The following is a 15,022-nucleotide window of genomic DNA, read 5'->3' as shown; positions in this document are numbered from 1 at the left end:
GCCGCAGCCCTCCCAGCAGCTGCCCAAGCCGCAGCTCTCCCAGCAGCTGCCCCAGCCGTCGCAGCAGCTGCCGAAGCCGCCGCTGCCCGCGGGCGAGGCACGGCCGCTGCCGACCTTCCCGCCGGCGCCGAACCGGGGAGCGAGGGAGTTCCCGGGCGACGCGTCCGAGACGGCGATCGATCCACGCGGCCCCCGGCCGGAGTTCCTCGAGGAAGTCGAGTCCTTCGACGACCGGGCAGCAGGCCGGTTCACCGAGTACCAGGCGCACGACGACCTCGACGAGGACTTCGACCGCGATCCCGTCCGCGATCCCGTCCGCGATCCCGTCCGCGACTTCGACGACTTCGACGACAGCGACTTCGACGAGGACTTCGATCCGGACCCCCGCGACGACGCTGACGATGACGACGAGCCCGACGTGGAGGCCAACCCCGGTCGCGAGTGGGCGATCATGGCGGGCCAACTCGCGCTCGGCGTGGTCGGCGGCGCCGCGGTGTGGCTGGCGTTCAACTGGCTGTGGGGCTTCCTCCCCGCCGCCGCGCTGGCCGCCGCCCTGGCCGTGATCGTGGGTCTGGTGCTCATCGTCCGCAAGATCCGCAAGGCGGAGGACCTGCAGACCACCGTGCTCGCCGTGCTGGTCGGGCTGGTGGTCACGGTCTCGCCTGCGGTGTTGTTGCTCCTCGGTCGGTGACCGCGATCCCCGTCGGCCTGTCGACGGCATCCGTGTGGCCGCAGACCGCGGCGACCGCGTTCAAGCTGGCCGACGAACTCGGCTACGACGGCGTCGAGGTCATGGTCTGGGCCGACCCGATGAGCCAGGACGTCGCCGGCCTGCGCCGCCGCTCGGCGCGGATCGGCGTGCCGATCATGGCCGTGCACGCGCCCTGCCTGCTGATCACCCAGCGGGTCTGGTCGCCCGACCCGGAGGTCCGGCTGCGCAGGTCCGTCGAGGCCGCGCAGGACCTGGACGCTCGCACTGTGGTCGTCCATCCGCCGTTCCGCTGGCAGCGCCGCTATGCCGACGCCTTTCCCGACCTGGTGGCGTCGCTGGAGGACCGCACGGGGGTGGCCATCGCGGTGGAGAACATGTTCCCCGTGCGCCGTGGGCTGGGGACCCGGTCGATGGAGATGACCGCGTTCCGGCCGTCGATCGACCCGACCGATGTCGGCCACCGCAACTACACCCTCGACCTGTCGCACACGTCAGCCGCGCACATGGACGCGATGAAGCTGGCCGAGCGGATGGGCGACGGGCTCACCCACGTGCACCTCGCCGACGGCTCCGGGCTGTCGAAGGATGAGCACATGGTCCCGGGCCGCGGCGACCAACCCTGCGCTGAGCTGTGCGAATCCCTCGCCGCGAACGGGTTCAAGGGCCAGGTCGTGCTCGAGGTCTCCACCCGCCGGGCCCGCGGTCCGGCGGAGCGGGCGAAGGACCTGGCCGAAGCCCTGCTGTTCGCCAGGCTGCACCTGATCTCACCGAACGGGCGCTAAACGTAGGACGACCGGATGCCTTGTTCGCTCCCGGCGAGCCGCGTCGTACATTGTGCGCGTGAACCCGTTGCGCTCGTTGATCCTGGCCGCCGCCGGCAACGACACCATCCGCCGTGTCATCGCGACCGCGCCCGTGAGCCGGGACGTGGTCCGCCGCTTCGTGGCCGGTGAGACCACCGAGGAGGCCGTCGCCGTGACCCGGCGCCTGGTCGAGTCCGGTCTCGCCGTCACCCTCGACTACCTGGGCGAGGACACCACGGACGCGGCTCTGGCCGAGCAGACCGTGCAGGCCTACCTGGACCTGCTCGACCGCCTCCGGGCCGAGGGCCTGTCCGATCGCGCCGAGGTCAGCGTCAAGCTCTCCGCCGTCGGCCGGCTCCTCGACGAGGACCTCGCCCTCACCAACGCCTCGCGCATCTGCCGCGCGGCCGACGCGGCGGGCACCACGGTGACCCTCGACATGGAGGACCACACCACCACCGACTCGACCCTGCGCATCCTCGCCGAGGTGCGCAAGACCTGGCCGTGGGTCGGCGCGGTCCTGCAGTCCTACCTGCACCGCACCCTCGACGACGCGGTCCGGCTCTCGGGCGACGGTTCGCGGGTGCGGCTGTGCAAGGGCGCCTACAAGGAGCCCGACACCGTCGCCTTCGACGAGATGCCCGAGGTGGACCGCAGCTACGTGCGCTGTGCCAACGCGCTGCTCGCGGGCACCGGCTACCCGATGTTCGCCACCCACGACCCGCGGCTGGTGCGGATCATCGGCGAGCGCGCGGACCACCACGGCCGCAAGCCCGGCGAGTTCGAGTTCCAGATGCTGTTCGGGATCCGGCCCGACGAACAGCTTCGGCTGGCCCACCAGGGCCACACCGTGCGGGTGTATGTCCCCTATGGCGGCCAGTGGTACGGCTACCTGATGCGGAGGATGGCCGAGCGCCCCGCGAACACCGTGTTCTTCCTCCGTGCGCTCATGAGCAAGAAATGAGTGACGCTCATCCTGCGGAGCCGCGCGGGATCCGGTAGCTCGGCGTGGCAGGCTGTTGCCCATGAGTAGTGCGACAGGCCACGGCGATGTGCGGGCGTCCGGACACGTGCCCGCGGGTGGGGCGTTCGCCGCCGCGGTCAAGGTGCGTCCGCTGGGAGACGGCACCTTCACCGCGGATCTCCCGGCCCAATGGACCGTGGGAGGGCGACCGCACGGCGGATTCCTGCTGGCCCTGCTGGCGCGCGCGGCGGTGGCGGGCCAGACCGGCGCGGGGGCGCCGCTGGTGGACCCGCTGTCGGTCAGCGCGCAGTTCCTGCGCCCGCCGGGGGTGGGGCCGGTGTTGCTGCGCACCGATGTCCGCAAGACCGGCCGCCGCACCACGGTCGTCTCGGTCCACCTTGAGCAGAGCGGCCGCGCGTGCGTCGAGGGCATGGTCACCACCGGCAGGCTGCCGCGCGAGCGGGCCGCCTGGGCCGACCTGCCCAACCAGCCCGCCGAGCCGCCCGGCAACGCGATCGACCTGTCGACGGTCCCATCGGCGTCGGTGTTCCGCCTGACCGAGACCTGCGACGTGCGGCTCGACCCGAACGGCGCGGGCTTCCTGCACGGCCACGTCGGCGACCCGCTGCGCCTGCGGCTGTGGGCCCGCCCGCGCGGCGAGCACGCCGACCCGCTGTTCGCGCTGGTCGCGGGTGACATCTCGATGCCGGTGACGTTCAACCTGGGTAGGCTCGGCTGGTCGCCGACGGTGCAGCTGACCGCGCACCTGCGGTCCCGCCCGGCGCCGGGCTGGCTGCGAATCCAGGTGGAGTCCAAGGCCGTGCACGGCATGTGGTTCGACTCCGACGCCACCGTCGTGGACTCCACCGGCAGGCTGGTCTGCCAGGCCCGCCAACTCGCCCTCACCGCCACCGCCTAATCGACGAGCGCGGGTCGTTAGCCTTGTCCCATGACTGAGGCGAACGCGCGGCCCACGATCGCGGTGCTCGGTGCGGGCAAGATCGGTGAGGCACTGCTGTCCGGGTTGCTGCACGGCGGCCGCAGTGCCGACGAACTGCTGTTCACCGAGCGCTACCCGGAGCGGTCGGCGGAGCTGACCAAGACCTACGGCATCCGCTGCACCGACGTGCCCACGGCCGCCAAGGAAGCGGGCGTGCTCGTCATCGCCGTCAAGCCGCAGGACATCGAGCCGCTGCTCGACGAGCTCGGGCCGGTGGTCGGCGCCGACACCCTCGTCGTGTCCCTGTGCGCCGGTCTGCCGACGTCGCTGTTCGAGCGCAGGCTGCCCGCGGGCGTCCCCGTCGTCCGGGTCATGCCGAACACCCCGATGCTGGTCGGTGCGGCCATGAGCGCCATCTCGCCGGGCAAGCACGCCAGCCCGGAGCACCTGGCGACCGTCGAGGACATGCTCAGCGCCGTCGGCAAGGTCGTGCGGGTGCCGGAGTCGCAGCAGGACGCCGTGACGGCCCTGTCCGGGTCCGGTCCGGCGTACTTCTTCTTCCTGGTCGAGGCGATGATCGACGCGGGCATCCTGCTCGGCATCCCGCGCGCGGTCGCCGAGAAGCTCATCATCCAGTCCGCCGTCGGCGCCGCCGCGATGCTCGTCGAGACCGGGGAGCACCCGGTGATCCTGCGCGAGGCTGTGACGTCGCCCGCCGGCACGACCATCATGGCCATCCGCGAACTGGAGAACCACGGTGTCCGCGCCGCCCTCCTGGCCGCCATCGAGGCTGCTCGCGACCGCTCCAAAGAGCTAGGCGCCGAACACGAAGCGCACTGATCGAATCTGCACTTTGCAGATTTGAGCCAAACGTGGCGTCGCTTTAGTCACACGTGTCCCGCTACTCTCGACAGAAGCACGTGCGTGTCGAATCCGTCGGTGGGGAAGCCGACGGCGCGACGCGTGTTGAAGGACGCGGTGATGATGCCGGCGAACAAGCGCGACCCGGGCGCACCCGGACTTCCGCAGGTGCAATTCCTGACGGTGGCCGAGGTGGCGACCCTGATGCGAGTGTCCAAGATGACCGTTTACCGACTGGTGCACAACGGCGACCTCCCCGCGGTGCGGGTGGGCAAGTCCTTCCGTGTGCCGGAGAAAGCGGTGCACGACTACCTGCAAAACGCCTATTTCGACGCGGGCTGAGACCCCCGGTCGAGCCCCGAAGGCCGACGGGTACGCTGGATAACCGTTGTGCCTGGTGTTTTGGCGTGCGTTCCGTGACGTGGCCACACCGGAGCGCCGGAACACCTGGAACGACCCACCTGAGAGCTGAGGACACACATGGGCTCGGTCATCAAGAAGCGCCGCAAGCGCATGTCGAAGAAGAAGCACCGCAAGTTGCTCCGCAAGACGCGCGTGCAGCGTCGCAAACTGAAGAAGTAGTTCGACGCTTCCGCCAGCGCCCGCACCGACCTTCGGTGCGGGCGCTGCCGCGTTTCGGCCAGTGGACCAATCGGGTGACGTTGGCTAACAGCCCATGTGACCTGCGTTAAGAGTGTGTTGCCAGGGCTTTTTCGATCTTGACTCGCGAGTAGAGTCGGCCATTCCCAAGCGCCCACCCTAGGGAAACGCATGACGCCAAAAGTCGTCCTCGTCACCGGTGTCGGCGGCTATCTCGGCGGCAATCTCGCCGCCCGTCTGGCGGCGAACCCCGACATCGACCGCGTTCTCGGCGTCGACACCGTGCCCCCACCCAAGGACGTCGTCCGCACGATGGGCCGCGCGGAGTTCGTCCGGGCCGACATCCGCAACCCGCTCATCGCGAAAGTGATCACGTCCGCGGGCGTCGACACCGTCGTGCACGCCTCCACGACCACCAACCCGGCGGGCCCGGCCCGGCGTACGGTGCTCAAGGAGCTCAACGTCATCGGCACCATGCAGCTGCTGGCCGCCTGCCAGCGCGCGCCCTCGGTGCGCAGGCTCGTGGTGAAGTCCACCGCCGCGGTCTACGGCGCCAGTTCGCGGTCGCCCGCGGTGTTCTCGGAGGACGACACCCCCAAGGACATCGGCTCCAGCGGCTACGCCAAGGACGCCGTCGAGGTCGAGGCCTATGTCCGGGGTTTCGCCCGCAGGCGTCCCGACGTGTCGGTCGCGACGCTGCGGCTGGCGAATCTCATCGGGCCGAGCGTGGACACGGTGCTCACCAGGTACTTCGCCCTCCCGGTCGTGCCCACGGTGCTGGGCTACGACGCCCGCATCCAGCTGCTGCACTCCGAGGACGCCCTCGCCGTGCTGGAGCTGGCCAGCCTGGGCGACGCGACGGGGGTGTTCAACGTGGCCGCTGACGGCGTCCTGATGCTGTCACAGGCCATCCGGCGGGCGGGCAGGCTCCCGCTGCCGGTGCTGCGCCAGGCCCTGCCCGCCGCGGGCAGGCTCCTGCGCGGCGCGCGACTGGTCGACTTCTCACCCGACCACGTCCGCTACCTCAACTACGGCCGGGTGCTCGACACCACCCGGCTCAAGGCCGAGCTGGCGTTCACTCCCCGGTGGACCACCCGGCAGGCGTTCGACGATTACGTATCCGGCAGCAAGCTGCGTCCCGTGTTCACCCCCACGCTGCTCGCCGCCGCCCGCAGACGCGTCCTGGAGACGCGTACCTAGATCTGCCCTTGGAAGGTGCCACAGGCATGCAGGAAGCCCGTGTGATCCCGTTGCGGAGAGCGGACCGGCGTCGCCCGGCCCCGAAACCCCCGAAGGTCGACGGCCCGATCGTCGAGCCGACACCGCTGCACCCCGCTCGCGAACACCCACCGGTCTCCGCCGTCCGCCGCGGCATCGGCGACGCCCTCGGCTTCGCCGTGCGCAGGCTGACCGGCGACTACCCGATCGACGAGTTCGGCTTCGACCCGGACCTGACCGAGCGGGTGCTCCTCCCGCCGCTGCGGCTGCTCTACAAGAACTGGTTCCGCGTAGAGGTCAGCGGGATCGAGAACCTCCCCGTCGACGGCGGCGCCTTGGTCGTGTGCAACCACTCGGGCACGTTGCCCTTGGACGCCCTGATGACGGCGGTGGCCGTCCACGACAACCACCCACGCCGGCGCTATCTGCGGATGCTGGGCGCCGACCTGGTCTTCCAGGTCCCGCTGCTGGGCGCCCTGGCCCGCAAGTCCGGCCAGACCCTGGCGTGCAACCCGGACGCGGAACAGCTGCTCAACGCGGGCGAACTGGTGGGCGTCTGGCCCGAGGGCTTCAAGGGCGTCGGCAAGCCGTTCGCGGACCGCTACAAACTCCAGCGGTTCGGCCGGGGCGGCTTCGTCTCCGCGGCGCTGCGCACGGGTGTCCCGATCATCCCCTGCTCGATTGTCGGGGCCGAGGAGATCTACCCCAAGATCGGCGACCTGAAGACGATCGCCAGGCTCTTCGGGCTGCCGTACTTCCCGATCACGCCGTTCTTCCCGCTGCTCGGCCCACTCGGCGCCATCCCGCTGCCGTCGAAGTGGCACATCCGCTTCGGCGAACCGATCGCCACCGACTCTGTTGAGGCTGGGGCGGACGACGATCCGATGCTGGTGTTCAACCTGACCGACCAGGTCCGGGAGACGATTCAGCAGACCCTCTACCGAATGCTGAGCCAGCGCGGGAACCCATTTTTGGGTTAGACGCCGATCGGTAGTGAGCGCAGGCCCCGGAGAAGCCGAGGTGGTCGCGTTCCGGCGTGCGCGAGAGATGTCGAAGGTGTCCGGGTCCGAGTACGCCCCCGGGTCTCGTCCGGTGGACCCGAGGGCGATGATCACCATGCGGTCGGCGGGGATCTCCACACCGTCGACCACCGAGTCGGCGTGGGTGATCCGCTGGGTCAACTGGATCGGCGGTTCATAGCGGAGGACCTCGTCCACGGCGCCCGCCGCCCGCGACGGGTCGGATCGCAGCACGTCCCATTGCTCAGGGTGCCGCGCGAAGGTCCACATCCCGTATGCCGTGATCACCGGCGTCGATGGGCGGTTCGCTACGTCTGAGGATGGCACGTCGGTGGAGGCCACCGGTGGCCCCTGGCCCTTGGAAGTGGCATGAGACTGGAGCCTCAGACGGTGCGCTTGCGGTACGCGAGGCCCGCCGCGACCGCGCCCGCCACCGCGCCCGCGCCGAGCACCGACGGGACGCCGATCTTCGCCGCCTTGCGGCCGGTGCGGAAGTCGCGGATTTCCCAGCCGCGCTTGCGGGCGACCTCGCGCAGCCCGCTGTCCGGGTTGACCGCCACCGCGGTCCCCACCACCGACAGCATGGGCACGTCGTTGGACGAGTCCGAGTACGCCGTGCACCGCCGCAGGTCCAAGCCCTCGCGGGCGGCCAGCGACCGCACCGCGTGTGCCTTCGCCGGGCCGTGCAGCATCTCGCCGACGAGCTTGCCGGTGAACACGCCGTCGGTGCTTTCCGCGACCGTTCCCAGCGCGCCCGTCAGGCCGAGCCTGCGGGCGATGATGGTGGCCAGCTCGACCGGGGTCGCGGTGACCAGCCAGACCCGTTGGCCGGCGTCGAGGTGCATCTGGGCCAGCGCGCGGGTGCCGGGCCAGATCTTGTCGGCCATCAGCTCGTCGTAGATCTCCTCGCCGAGCCTGCTCAGTTCCTCCACGGTGTGGCCCGCGACGAACGACAGGGCCTGTTCGCGGCTGCTGCGGATCCCGTCGGCCGACTCCTTGCCGCCCACCCGGAACATCACCTGCTGCAGCGCGAACTTCACCAGGTCCGAGTTGCTGAAGAACTTGCGCGCCGCCAAGCCTCGGGCGAAGTGGAAGATCGACGCGCCCATCATGATCGTGTTGTCGACGTCGAAGAACGCGGCGGCGGTGAGGTCCATCGGGATGTCGCGGTCGCCTTCGGGCTGCTCCAGCGAGACGGCCGCCTCGGCACTGGCCGCGCCCGCGAGCGCGGCGAGGCGCTCGAGTTCGGAGCCCTTGTCAGCCCCGCGCCGTACTGACACCGCATGCCTCCCGGTGGGTCGGATGTCTCATCCGTGCCGTGGTCACCAGCCTAGTGGTTCCACCGACAACGGTGCCCTCGGTATGCGCTGGTCCAGGCGCGTGTCAGCCGAGCTGGACCCCGGGCAGCCCGGGGAGCAGCGGTGCGAGGGCGATCGTGGGAAGCGGCAGCGGTAACGGCAGCGAGACCGTCGGAGCCGCCGAAGAGGTGCTCTCCTCCGGCGGCGTGGTGTACGTCGGTCCACCGAGAATCGGCGGGACGGTCACCAGTGGCGGTGGTGTCGTCAGCGCGGGCGGCGCGGGCTGCCCCGGCGTACCGGGCTGCGCCGGTGGCGGCGGGACCGCGGTGCCGACCGACGGCGCGTTCGGCGAGTTCGTCGACGGGGAGTTGCCCGCCTGGGTGCCCGGCGTCGGCAGCAGGTCGGCGTCGGCCCGGCGCTCGCAGGTGGCTGTGGCCGGCATGGCGCCGATGTCGTCGATCGCGCCGGAGGTGATCTGATAGCAGACCATCCGGGCGGTGAGCGCGGTCGCCCGCGCCTCGATCTTCTCCAGCAGCGCCACGGACGCGTCCTGGCTGATGGCCGCGGCACGGGGCAGGCGCGGGCCGAGGGCGTCGAGCCTGCTGCCCTGGATGTCGGCCCAGGAGCGCAGCGTCTCGAGCTGGGTGCCGTCGCCCGCGGTGGCCAGCGCGATGAGCTGGCGGGATCCGGCGGAGGCGTCGTTGTCGAAGTCGCGCAGCGCGGAGAGGTAGCCGCCGACCGGCGCGTCGTCTGGGTTCGGGTAGCGCTGGGTGAGGGTCTCGATCTCGGTGATGCGCGCGGTGGCGAACTGCAGGTGCTTGAACGCCTTCTCCTCGTCGCCGAACGTCAGCCCGAGCGACGCGGCCTCGCCGGTGCGCTTGATCGCATAGAGGGTGTCGCCCGGCAGCGCGTCGCGGGCGAGCAGCAGGCTCATCCCGGCCAGGGAGAACACCAGCGCCAGCACCGCGATGGCGGCGACAGCGAACCGGCCCCGCGCCCCGGACCCAGGTCTTGCGGATTCGGGGCGGTTGCTTGGGGCGGGCTCCGAACGACGGCCACGCGGCGCTCGTCCCGCGCGGGTGGGTCGGACCGGGCGGGGGCCGTGCGTGGTCGGCGCGGGCTCGGCCAGACCGGCGAGCACCTTGGCGCGCATCCGGGCCCGGGCGTCGCCCGAGGGAGCCGTGAGCGGTGCCATGGCCGAGAGCAGGTCGACGACCGCGAGGTCGTCGTCGGTGAACCCGGGCAGCTCCGCGCGCGACTGACCGGCACGAGCGTCGCGCTCATGCCGACCCTGCGGGCTACGCGGCCCCGATCCGCTTTCCACCATCCCACTCCGACTCGTGTTGGCCCTGCTGAATCCCCCGGAAACCGGTATTGATCCCCGCTGTGTGAAACGACTGCCGGTGCCCGGGGTTACGGCCTCGGCGCCGTCCTGGGCAGGTCCACTCTGCAGGGTGAACCTTTTAGCGAATCTCCGAGGGCAACAATTGTGCGAGCCTGCGCACGGCCCGGTGCTGCAGGGCCTTCACGGCCCCTTCGTTGCGGTTCATGATGTGCGCCGTCTCGGCGACCGAAAGGCCCTGCAGGAACCGCAGCACGATGCACTCGCGCTGGTCCTCGCCGAGCTGCTGGACGCAGACGAGCAGCGCCTCACGGGTCACCTTCGACATCACCTGCTGCTCGGGACCGGCCTCCGTGCGCTCGGAGTCGCGGATCTCCGACGTGGTGATCTCCAGCCGGAACCGGCTGGACTTCACGTGGTCGAGCACCAGGTTGCGCGCGATGGTGACGAACCACGCGCCCACGTCGCGGCCCTGGTAGCTGACCGACGTGATCCTGCGCAGCGCGCGCAGGAAAGTCTCACTGGTGACATCCTCGGCCAGCTCACGGTCCCCGACCCGGAACAGGACATACCGGAACACCATGTCGACATAGCGGTCGTAGAGCAGGCCGAAGGCGTGTGTGTCCCCGCCCTGGGCCGCCCCGACCAGCTCCCACGCCGCCGCGTGCGCCGCGTCGGTGTCCGGGGTGTCGGTGTTTTCGAGGGCGTCCGGTTCAGTCATCGGTTCGCCCTCGGCGTCGGCGTCGACCGGCAGGTCGACCGGCGTGGTCTCGGCGCGCGGCGACGCGGCCCGGTCCGTCGAGGGTCGGGCCTGCGGCACGGCGGGCGCCGTGGTCGGTCGCGTCTGGCGGGTCATCAAGCAGCCGCACACTCCTCACGCGGTCTTCGGCGGCCGTGTCCGCCGGAGGTCGTCAATCAGGCCCTCGGGGTAGTTACTTTGTAGTAGCCAACAGGCCCGAGGTCCAAGAATGTGACGCAGTGGGTAGTTAACCGTGACGTTGGTGACCCGTGCCACACTGCGTATCCCTGTGATTTTCCCCCTGCTTCCCGCGGAGATGAGGTCGAACACATGGCCCTGACGCCGACCGGCACGGTGGCGGATCTGGTGGCGCGAACCTGCGAGAAAGTACCCCGGCACTTGGCCCTGGTCGATATCTCGGGCGCGCGTTCACTCACTTGGCAGCAGGTCGGTGAGTTCGTCGAACGGTTCGCCTCGACGCTGGTGGGAGCCGGTCTCGCCGCGGGCGACCGGGTCGCGCTGCGCCTGCCCAACACCGCCGAGTCCGTCGTGGCCCTGTTCGGCGTGCTTCGGGCGGGCGGAGTCGTCGTGCCCGTCGGGACCGACGCCGCTCCCCGCGAAATCGAACGGGTGCTGGCGCACAGTGGGGCGGCGTTCACGGTCGGTGACCTCTCAGCCGACCTCACGGTCGTGCCCCTGCCTGCCCTCGACGAGACCGAGGGCGGGGAACCCGCGCCGAAGACCACCCGTGGCGGGGAGGACCTCGCCGTCCTCGCCTACACCTCGGGCACCGGGGGCACCCCGCGCGGCGTGATGCTGTCGCACCGGGCGCTGCTGGCCAACGTCGAACAGTGCGCCGCGCTGCGCCCCGCGCCGGTCGTCTCCGGCGACCGGGTCCTGCTGACCGTCCCGCTGTCGCACGCCTACGGCCTGTCGGGCCTGTGGCAGGTCGCCGCCGCGGGCGCCACGGCGGTGCTGCTCGGCGTGGAGAGTGCGCTGGCGGCCTGCCAGGAGCACCGGGTCACCACCGTCATCGGTGTCCCCGCGATGTACCAGGCGTTCGCCGCCGCGGGCCACGAGCGGCTGGGCGAGGCGCTGTCCACCGTCCGGGTCTGCACGTCCGGCGCGGCCCCGCTCGACGCCGCCACCCTTGCGCTGTTCCGTCAGGAGACCGGGCTGACCGTGTTCGAGGGCTACGGCCTCACCGAGACCGGTCCGGTCCTCACCTCCACCCTGGTGGGCGGGGTCGCCAAGCCCGGCTCGGTCGGCCGCGCGATCCCCGGCGTGGAGCTTCGGCTCGTCGACAACGAGGGCAACTTGGTCGTGGCGCTCACCGACCCGGACGAGTTCACCGCCGACCTCACCGACGAGGCCACCGACACCGGCCTGGTGGCCGCCCGTGGCGACAACCTGTTCAGCGGGTACTGGCCCGACGGCGAGGGCGGACCCGACGCCGAGGGCTGGTTCCGCACCGGCGACGTCGGCTACTTCGACGAGGACGGCGACCTGCACCTCGTCGACCGCGCCAATGACCTGATCATCGTCAACGGCTTCAACGTCTACCCGCACGAGGTCGAGCAGGTCGTCGCCGAGCTGGACGTGGTGGCGGAGGCCGCCGCCGTCGGCGAGCCCGACGAGCGCACGGGCGAGCACGTCAAGGTCGTCGTGGTCCTGGTTCCCGGCGCCGAGCTCACCGCGGACGCCCTGCGCGCCCACTGCGCCGAGCGGCTCGCGAAGTTCAAGATCCCGGCCACCGTCGAGTTCGCCAAGTCCCTGCCCCACTCGGTCATGGGCAAGCTTCGGCGCGCGGGCCTGCGAGGTAGCGTGCAGCCGTGACCAGGGTGACGGTGATGACCAGGCGGGACTGCCACGCCTGCGAGGTGGCCAAGGCCGACGTCGAGCGGATCTGCGCCGACCTGGGCGTCGAGTGGGACACCGCCGACGTCGACACCGACCCGGAGTGGCGCGCCGAGTACGGCGACCGGGTCCCGGTGATCCTCGTCGACGGCGAGGAGCACGGGTACTGGAAGGTCGAGGAGGCCCGGCTGCGGGCCGCGCTCAGGTAACTCCTTCGAGTCGTAAGACTCTGGTAAGTCGCCGGAAAGTCCATCCGCGGCTCTTCCGGGTTCGAATAGTCAATATGAACGAGGACACCGCTGACCGGACCCTGTCGCGCCGGGTCGCCGCACTCATCGGCGTCGTCGCCGTCGCCGCCGCGCTCGCCGCCGGGCACCTGGTCGCGGGCCTTGTCGGACCGAACGCCTCGCCCTACCTCGCCGTCGGCAACGCCGCGATCGACCTGACGCCACACCCGCTGAAGGACTTCGCGATCCGCACGTTCGGCGTCTACGACAAGCTCGTGCTGCTCGGCGGCATGGCGCTGACGCTGCTCGCCGCCGCGATTGTCGCGGGCCTGCTCTCCCGCCGGAGTCCGCGACCGGGCCAGATCCTGGCCGCGGTGCTGGGGATTCTGGCCGTGTTGGCCGTGCTCGGCCGCCCTGACCTGGGTCAACTCGCCATCCTCGCGCCCGCCGCGAGCCTGCTCGCCGGTGTCGGGGTGTTCACCTGGCTGCATGGCCGGGCGTCCGCCGCCGAGTCCGACAGCCCGTCGCGCCGGAACTTCCTGTTCATCACCGGCGGGGTGGCCGCGGGCGCGGCGCTGGTGGGCGCGGCCGGGCAGTTCCTCACCCGCCGCGTCGACGTCGAGGCGTCCCGGGCCGGTGTCGGCAAGCTCGTCGCGCGTACTCCCGCCCCCGCGATCCCGGGCGGCGCGGACCTGGCGGCCAAGGGCACGCCGACGTTCATCACCACCAACCGCGACTTCTACCGGATCGACACCGCCCTCACCGTGCCCCGGCTTCGGGCCGAGGACTGGCGGATGAAGATCCACGGGATGGTCGACAACGAACTCGACCTCGACTTCGACGACATCCGCGGCCGCCCGCTGGTCGAGAAGACGATCACCATGACCTGCGTGTCCAACGAGGTCGGTGGCCCGTACATCTCCACCGCGAACTTCATCGGCGTGCCGATGCGCGACCTGCTGCGCGAGGCGGGCGTCAAACCCGGCGGCGACCAGCTGTTCTCCACCAGCGTGGACGGCTGGACCACCGGCACCCCGATCCGAGACCTGATGGACGAGAAGCGCGGCGCGCTGCTCGCCATCGGCATGAACGGCGAGCCGCTGCCGCTCGAACACGGCTTCCCCGTGCGCGTGGTCGTCCCCGGCCTCTACGGCTACGTCTCGGCCACCAAGTGGGTCGTGGACATGGAGGTCATCAAGAGCGGCGATAAGAGCTTCTACTGGGAGGACCGCGGCTGGGCGCGGGAAGCGCCGATCAAGACGCAGTCGCGCATCGACGTGCCGCGCGGGTTCGCCACCGTCCCCGCGGGGAAGGTCACCGTCGCCGGCATCGCGTGGGCGCAGAACGTGGGGATCGACAAGGTCGAGGTCCGCGTCGACGGTGGGCAGTGGCAGCAGGCCGCGCTCGCCGCCGAGGTCAACGACCAGACCTGGCGGATGTGGAGCGCCGAGTTCGACCTGGGCGCGGGCAGCCACCGTGCCGAGGTGCGCGCGACTGACCGAAGTGGACAGACGCAGACCGACCGCCGCGTGCCGCCCATCCCGGACGGCGCCACCGGCTGGCACTCGTCGCTTTTCACCGTTTCGTGACCTGATTCGTCGGAACCACCCGATCGAGCACCCAACCTTCGGGCCGCCGGCACCGAAGAAACTCTTGAATGTCCAATTCGGAACGGAGTGATCCAGGTGTTTGACTTCAAGCTGGTTTCCGGTGGAGCGGTCCTCGCGACGGCGGCCTTGACCTTGACCGCGTGCGGCAGCGACCAGCCACCGGCGGGCTCTCCGCCCGCGCAGGCTCCCGCGACCACCACGGTGGCGACCAGTGCGCCCGCGGCCGCGGGCGACGGTGTCACCACCGCCGCTGACACCTTCGGCCCCAACTGCAAGGACCTGCCCCAGGGCGACGCGCCCGGTGGCCTGACCGCGATGGGCCCGCAGCCCGTGGCCACCGCCGCGAGCACCAACCCACTGCTGACCAAGCTCGTCGCCGCGGTCGGCGCCGTGCCGGGTCTGGCCGACACGCTGAACACCACGGACAACCTGACGGTGTTCGCCCCGGCCGACCCGGCGTTCGCCGCGCTGGGCGACGCCAAGTTCGCCGAGCTCGCGGCCAACCCGGCGGCACTGGCGCCGATCCTGCAGTACCACGTGGTCGCCAAGCGCTACGACGCCAAGGGCCTCGCGTCGGCAGGCACGCTCAAGCCCCTCGCGGGCGGCGACCTCAAGATCGAGGGCTCCGGCGAGAGCATGACCGTCAACGGCGCCAAGATCCTCTGCGGCAACATCCCGACCAAGAACGCCACCGTCTTCGTCATCGACAAGGTCCTCACCCCGGGCACGTAACCCGGCGAGTCGCCCCCAGGGCATCGCGAGTCGCCCGTTCAGAACAATGAGTTCGCATTTCAGGCACGTGAGTTCGCGGTTCGGCCGCGGGTCTCTTGGG

Annotated in this window: 15 protein-coding genes and 2 pseudogenes; 13 read left to right on the top strand and 4 right to left on the bottom strand. The window is 70.8% G+C overall.

Annotation, left to right across the window (positions count from 1 at the left end):
• From ACRDSQ_RS16645 to ACRDSQ_RS16605, 9 genes and pseudogenes are all read left to right on the top strand, one after another.
• A pseudogene (locus ACRDSQ_RS16645) lies at window positions 1-691 on the top strand (hypothetical protein); the annotation flags it as partial.
• On the top strand, window positions 688-1,494 hold the full coding sequence (locus ACRDSQ_RS16640) for a sugar phosphate isomerase/epimerase family protein (RefSeq protein WP_431422214.1): 807 nt from the start codon (window positions 688-690) through the stop codon (window positions 1,492-1,494). The pseudogene ACRDSQ_RS16645 and the gene ACRDSQ_RS16640, both read left to right, overlap by 4 nt.
• A 58-nt stretch (window positions 1,495-1,552) precedes the next feature.
• Window positions 1,553-2,479, top strand: a complete 927-nt coding sequence (locus tag ACRDSQ_RS16635; protein WP_431422213.1) for a proline dehydrogenase family protein — start codon at window positions 1,553-1,555, stop codon at window positions 2,477-2,479.
• A gap of 61 nt (window positions 2,480-2,540) precedes the next feature.
• Window positions 2,541-3,398: a thioesterase family protein gene (locus ACRDSQ_RS16630; protein WP_228769922.1), complete on the top strand. Its 858-nt coding sequence runs from the start codon at window positions 2,541-2,543 to the stop codon at window positions 3,396-3,398.
• A gap of 30 nt (window positions 3,399-3,428) precedes the next feature.
• Window positions 3,429-4,259, top strand: coding sequence for a pyrroline-5-carboxylate reductase (gene proC, locus ACRDSQ_RS16625; RefSeq protein ID WP_431422210.1), 831 nt, complete (start codon window positions 3,429-3,431; stop codon window positions 4,257-4,259).
• Between the two features lie 144 nt (window positions 4,260-4,403).
• On the top strand, window positions 4,404-4,622 hold the full coding sequence (locus ACRDSQ_RS16620) for a helix-turn-helix domain-containing protein (RefSeq protein ID WP_091376928.1): 219 nt from the start codon (window positions 4,404-4,406) through the stop codon (window positions 4,620-4,622).
• A gap of 138 nt (window positions 4,623-4,760) precedes the next feature.
• Window positions 4,761-4,862, top strand: a complete 102-nt coding sequence (locus ACRDSQ_RS16615; protein ID WP_018684825.1) for a 30S ribosomal protein bS22 — start codon at window positions 4,761-4,763, stop codon at window positions 4,860-4,862.
• A 189-nt stretch (window positions 4,863-5,051) separates the two neighbouring features.
• A complete protein-coding gene (locus tag ACRDSQ_RS16610; RefSeq protein WP_431422207.1) occupies window positions 5,052-6,080 on the top strand; it encodes an NAD-dependent epimerase/dehydratase family protein in 1,029 nt (342 codons plus the stop codon).
• A gap of 26 nt (window positions 6,081-6,106) precedes the next feature.
• A complete protein-coding gene (locus ACRDSQ_RS16605; RefSeq protein WP_431422206.1) occupies window positions 6,107-7,078 on the top strand; it encodes a lysophospholipid acyltransferase family protein in 972 nt (323 codons plus the stop codon).
• A 120-nt stretch (window positions 7,079-7,198) separates the two neighbouring features.
• Here ACRDSQ_RS16605 and ACRDSQ_RS16600 read toward each other — a convergent pair.
• The 4 genes and pseudogenes from ACRDSQ_RS16600 to ACRDSQ_RS16585 form a co-directional block, all read right to left on the bottom strand.
• Window positions 7,199-7,387 (bottom strand): annotated as a pseudogene (locus ACRDSQ_RS16600) (cytochrome P450); the annotation flags it as partial.
• A gap of 113 nt (window positions 7,388-7,500) precedes the next feature.
• Window positions 7,501-8,397 carry an HAD family hydrolase gene (locus tag ACRDSQ_RS16595; RefSeq protein ID WP_431422205.1) on the bottom strand — a complete coding sequence of 299 codons (897 nt, stop codon included), beginning with the start codon at window positions 8,395-8,397 and terminating at the stop codon, window positions 7,501-7,503.
• Window positions 8,398-8,500: 103 nt separating this feature from the next.
• Window positions 8,501-9,739: a DUF5667 domain-containing protein gene (locus ACRDSQ_RS16590; protein ID WP_431422204.1), complete on the bottom strand. Its 1,239-nt coding sequence runs from the start codon at window positions 9,737-9,739 to the stop codon at window positions 8,501-8,503.
• A 139-nt stretch (window positions 9,740-9,878) separates the two neighbouring features.
• Window positions 9,879-10,478: a sigma-70 family RNA polymerase sigma factor gene (locus ACRDSQ_RS16585; protein WP_431422218.1), complete on the bottom strand. Its 600-nt coding sequence runs from the start codon at window positions 10,476-10,478 to the stop codon at window positions 9,879-9,881.
• A gap of 348 nt (window positions 10,479-10,826) precedes the next feature.
• Here ACRDSQ_RS16585 and ACRDSQ_RS16580 point away from each other — a divergent pair, with 348 nt between their 5' ends.
• The 4 genes from ACRDSQ_RS16580 (at window position 10,827) to ACRDSQ_RS16565 (ending at window position 14,922) form a co-directional block, all read left to right on the top strand.
• Complete coding sequence (locus ACRDSQ_RS16580; protein WP_431422202.1) at window positions 10,827-12,332, top strand: AMP-binding protein; 1,506 nt, start codon at window positions 10,827-10,829, stop codon at window positions 12,330-12,332.
• Window positions 12,333-12,346: 14 nt separating this feature from the next.
• Window positions 12,347-12,562 (top strand): glutaredoxin family protein, encoded by a 216-nt coding sequence (locus ACRDSQ_RS16575; RefSeq protein ID WP_431422216.1) that lies wholly within the window; start codon window positions 12,347-12,349, stop codon window positions 12,560-12,562.
• Window positions 12,563-12,636: 74 nt separating this feature from the next.
• Window positions 12,637-14,169, top strand: a complete 1,533-nt coding sequence (locus tag ACRDSQ_RS16570) for a molybdopterin-dependent oxidoreductase (protein ID WP_431422200.1) — start codon at window positions 12,637-12,639, stop codon at window positions 14,167-14,169.
• Window positions 14,170-14,265: 96 nt separating this feature from the next.
• The gene (locus ACRDSQ_RS16565; protein WP_431422199.1) at window positions 14,266-14,922 is read left to right on the top strand and encodes a fasciclin domain-containing protein; all 657 of its coding nucleotides are present in this window, start codon (window positions 14,266-14,268) and stop codon (window positions 14,920-14,922) included.
• Window positions 14,923-15,022 lie beyond the last annotated feature (100 nt).

Origin of the sequence: Actinokineospora sp., from assembly GCF_050699995.1 — a bacterium.
In the GTDB taxonomy this organism is placed as follows: domain Bacteria; phylum Actinomycetota; class Actinomycetes; order Mycobacteriales; family Pseudonocardiaceae; genus Actinokineospora.
This window is presented reverse-complemented; position numbering and strand designations above follow the sequence as displayed.

Excerpts from the sequence above, each read along its gene's own strand:
- ACRDSQ_RS16630 (WP_228769922.1), top strand. The coding sequence starts at position 2,541 with ATGAGTAGTGCGACAGGCCACGGCGATGTGCGGGCGTCCGGACACGTG.
- proC (WP_431422210.1), top strand. The coding sequence starts at position 3,429 with ATGACTGAGGCGAACGCGCGGCCCACGATCGCGGTGCTCGGTGCGGGC.
- ACRDSQ_RS16620 (WP_091376928.1), top strand. The coding sequence starts at position 4,404 with ATGCCGGCGAACAAGCGCGACCCGGGCGCACCCGGACTTCCGCAGGTG.
- ACRDSQ_RS16615 (WP_018684825.1), top strand. The coding sequence starts at position 4,761 with ATGGGCTCGGTCATCAAGAAGCGCCGCAAGCGCATGTCGAAGAAGAAG.
- ACRDSQ_RS16610 (WP_431422207.1), top strand. The coding sequence starts at position 5,052 with ATGACGCCAAAAGTCGTCCTCGTCACCGGTGTCGGCGGCTATCTCGGC.
- ACRDSQ_RS16605 (WP_431422206.1), top strand. The coding sequence starts at position 6,107 with ATGCAGGAAGCCCGTGTGATCCCGTTGCGGAGAGCGGACCGGCGTCGC.
- ACRDSQ_RS16585 (WP_431422218.1), bottom strand. The coding sequence starts at position 10,478 with ATGACTGAACCGGACGCCCTCGAAAACACCGACACCCCGGACACCGAC.
- ACRDSQ_RS16580 (WP_431422202.1), top strand. The coding sequence starts at position 10,827 with ATGGCCCTGACGCCGACCGGCACGGTGGCGGATCTGGTGGCGCGAACC.
- ACRDSQ_RS16575 (WP_431422216.1), top strand. The coding sequence starts at position 12,347 with ATGACCAGGCGGGACTGCCACGCCTGCGAGGTGGCCAAGGCCGACGTC.
- ACRDSQ_RS16570 (WP_431422200.1), top strand. The coding sequence starts at position 12,637 with ATGAACGAGGACACCGCTGACCGGACCCTGTCGCGCCGGGTCGCCGCA.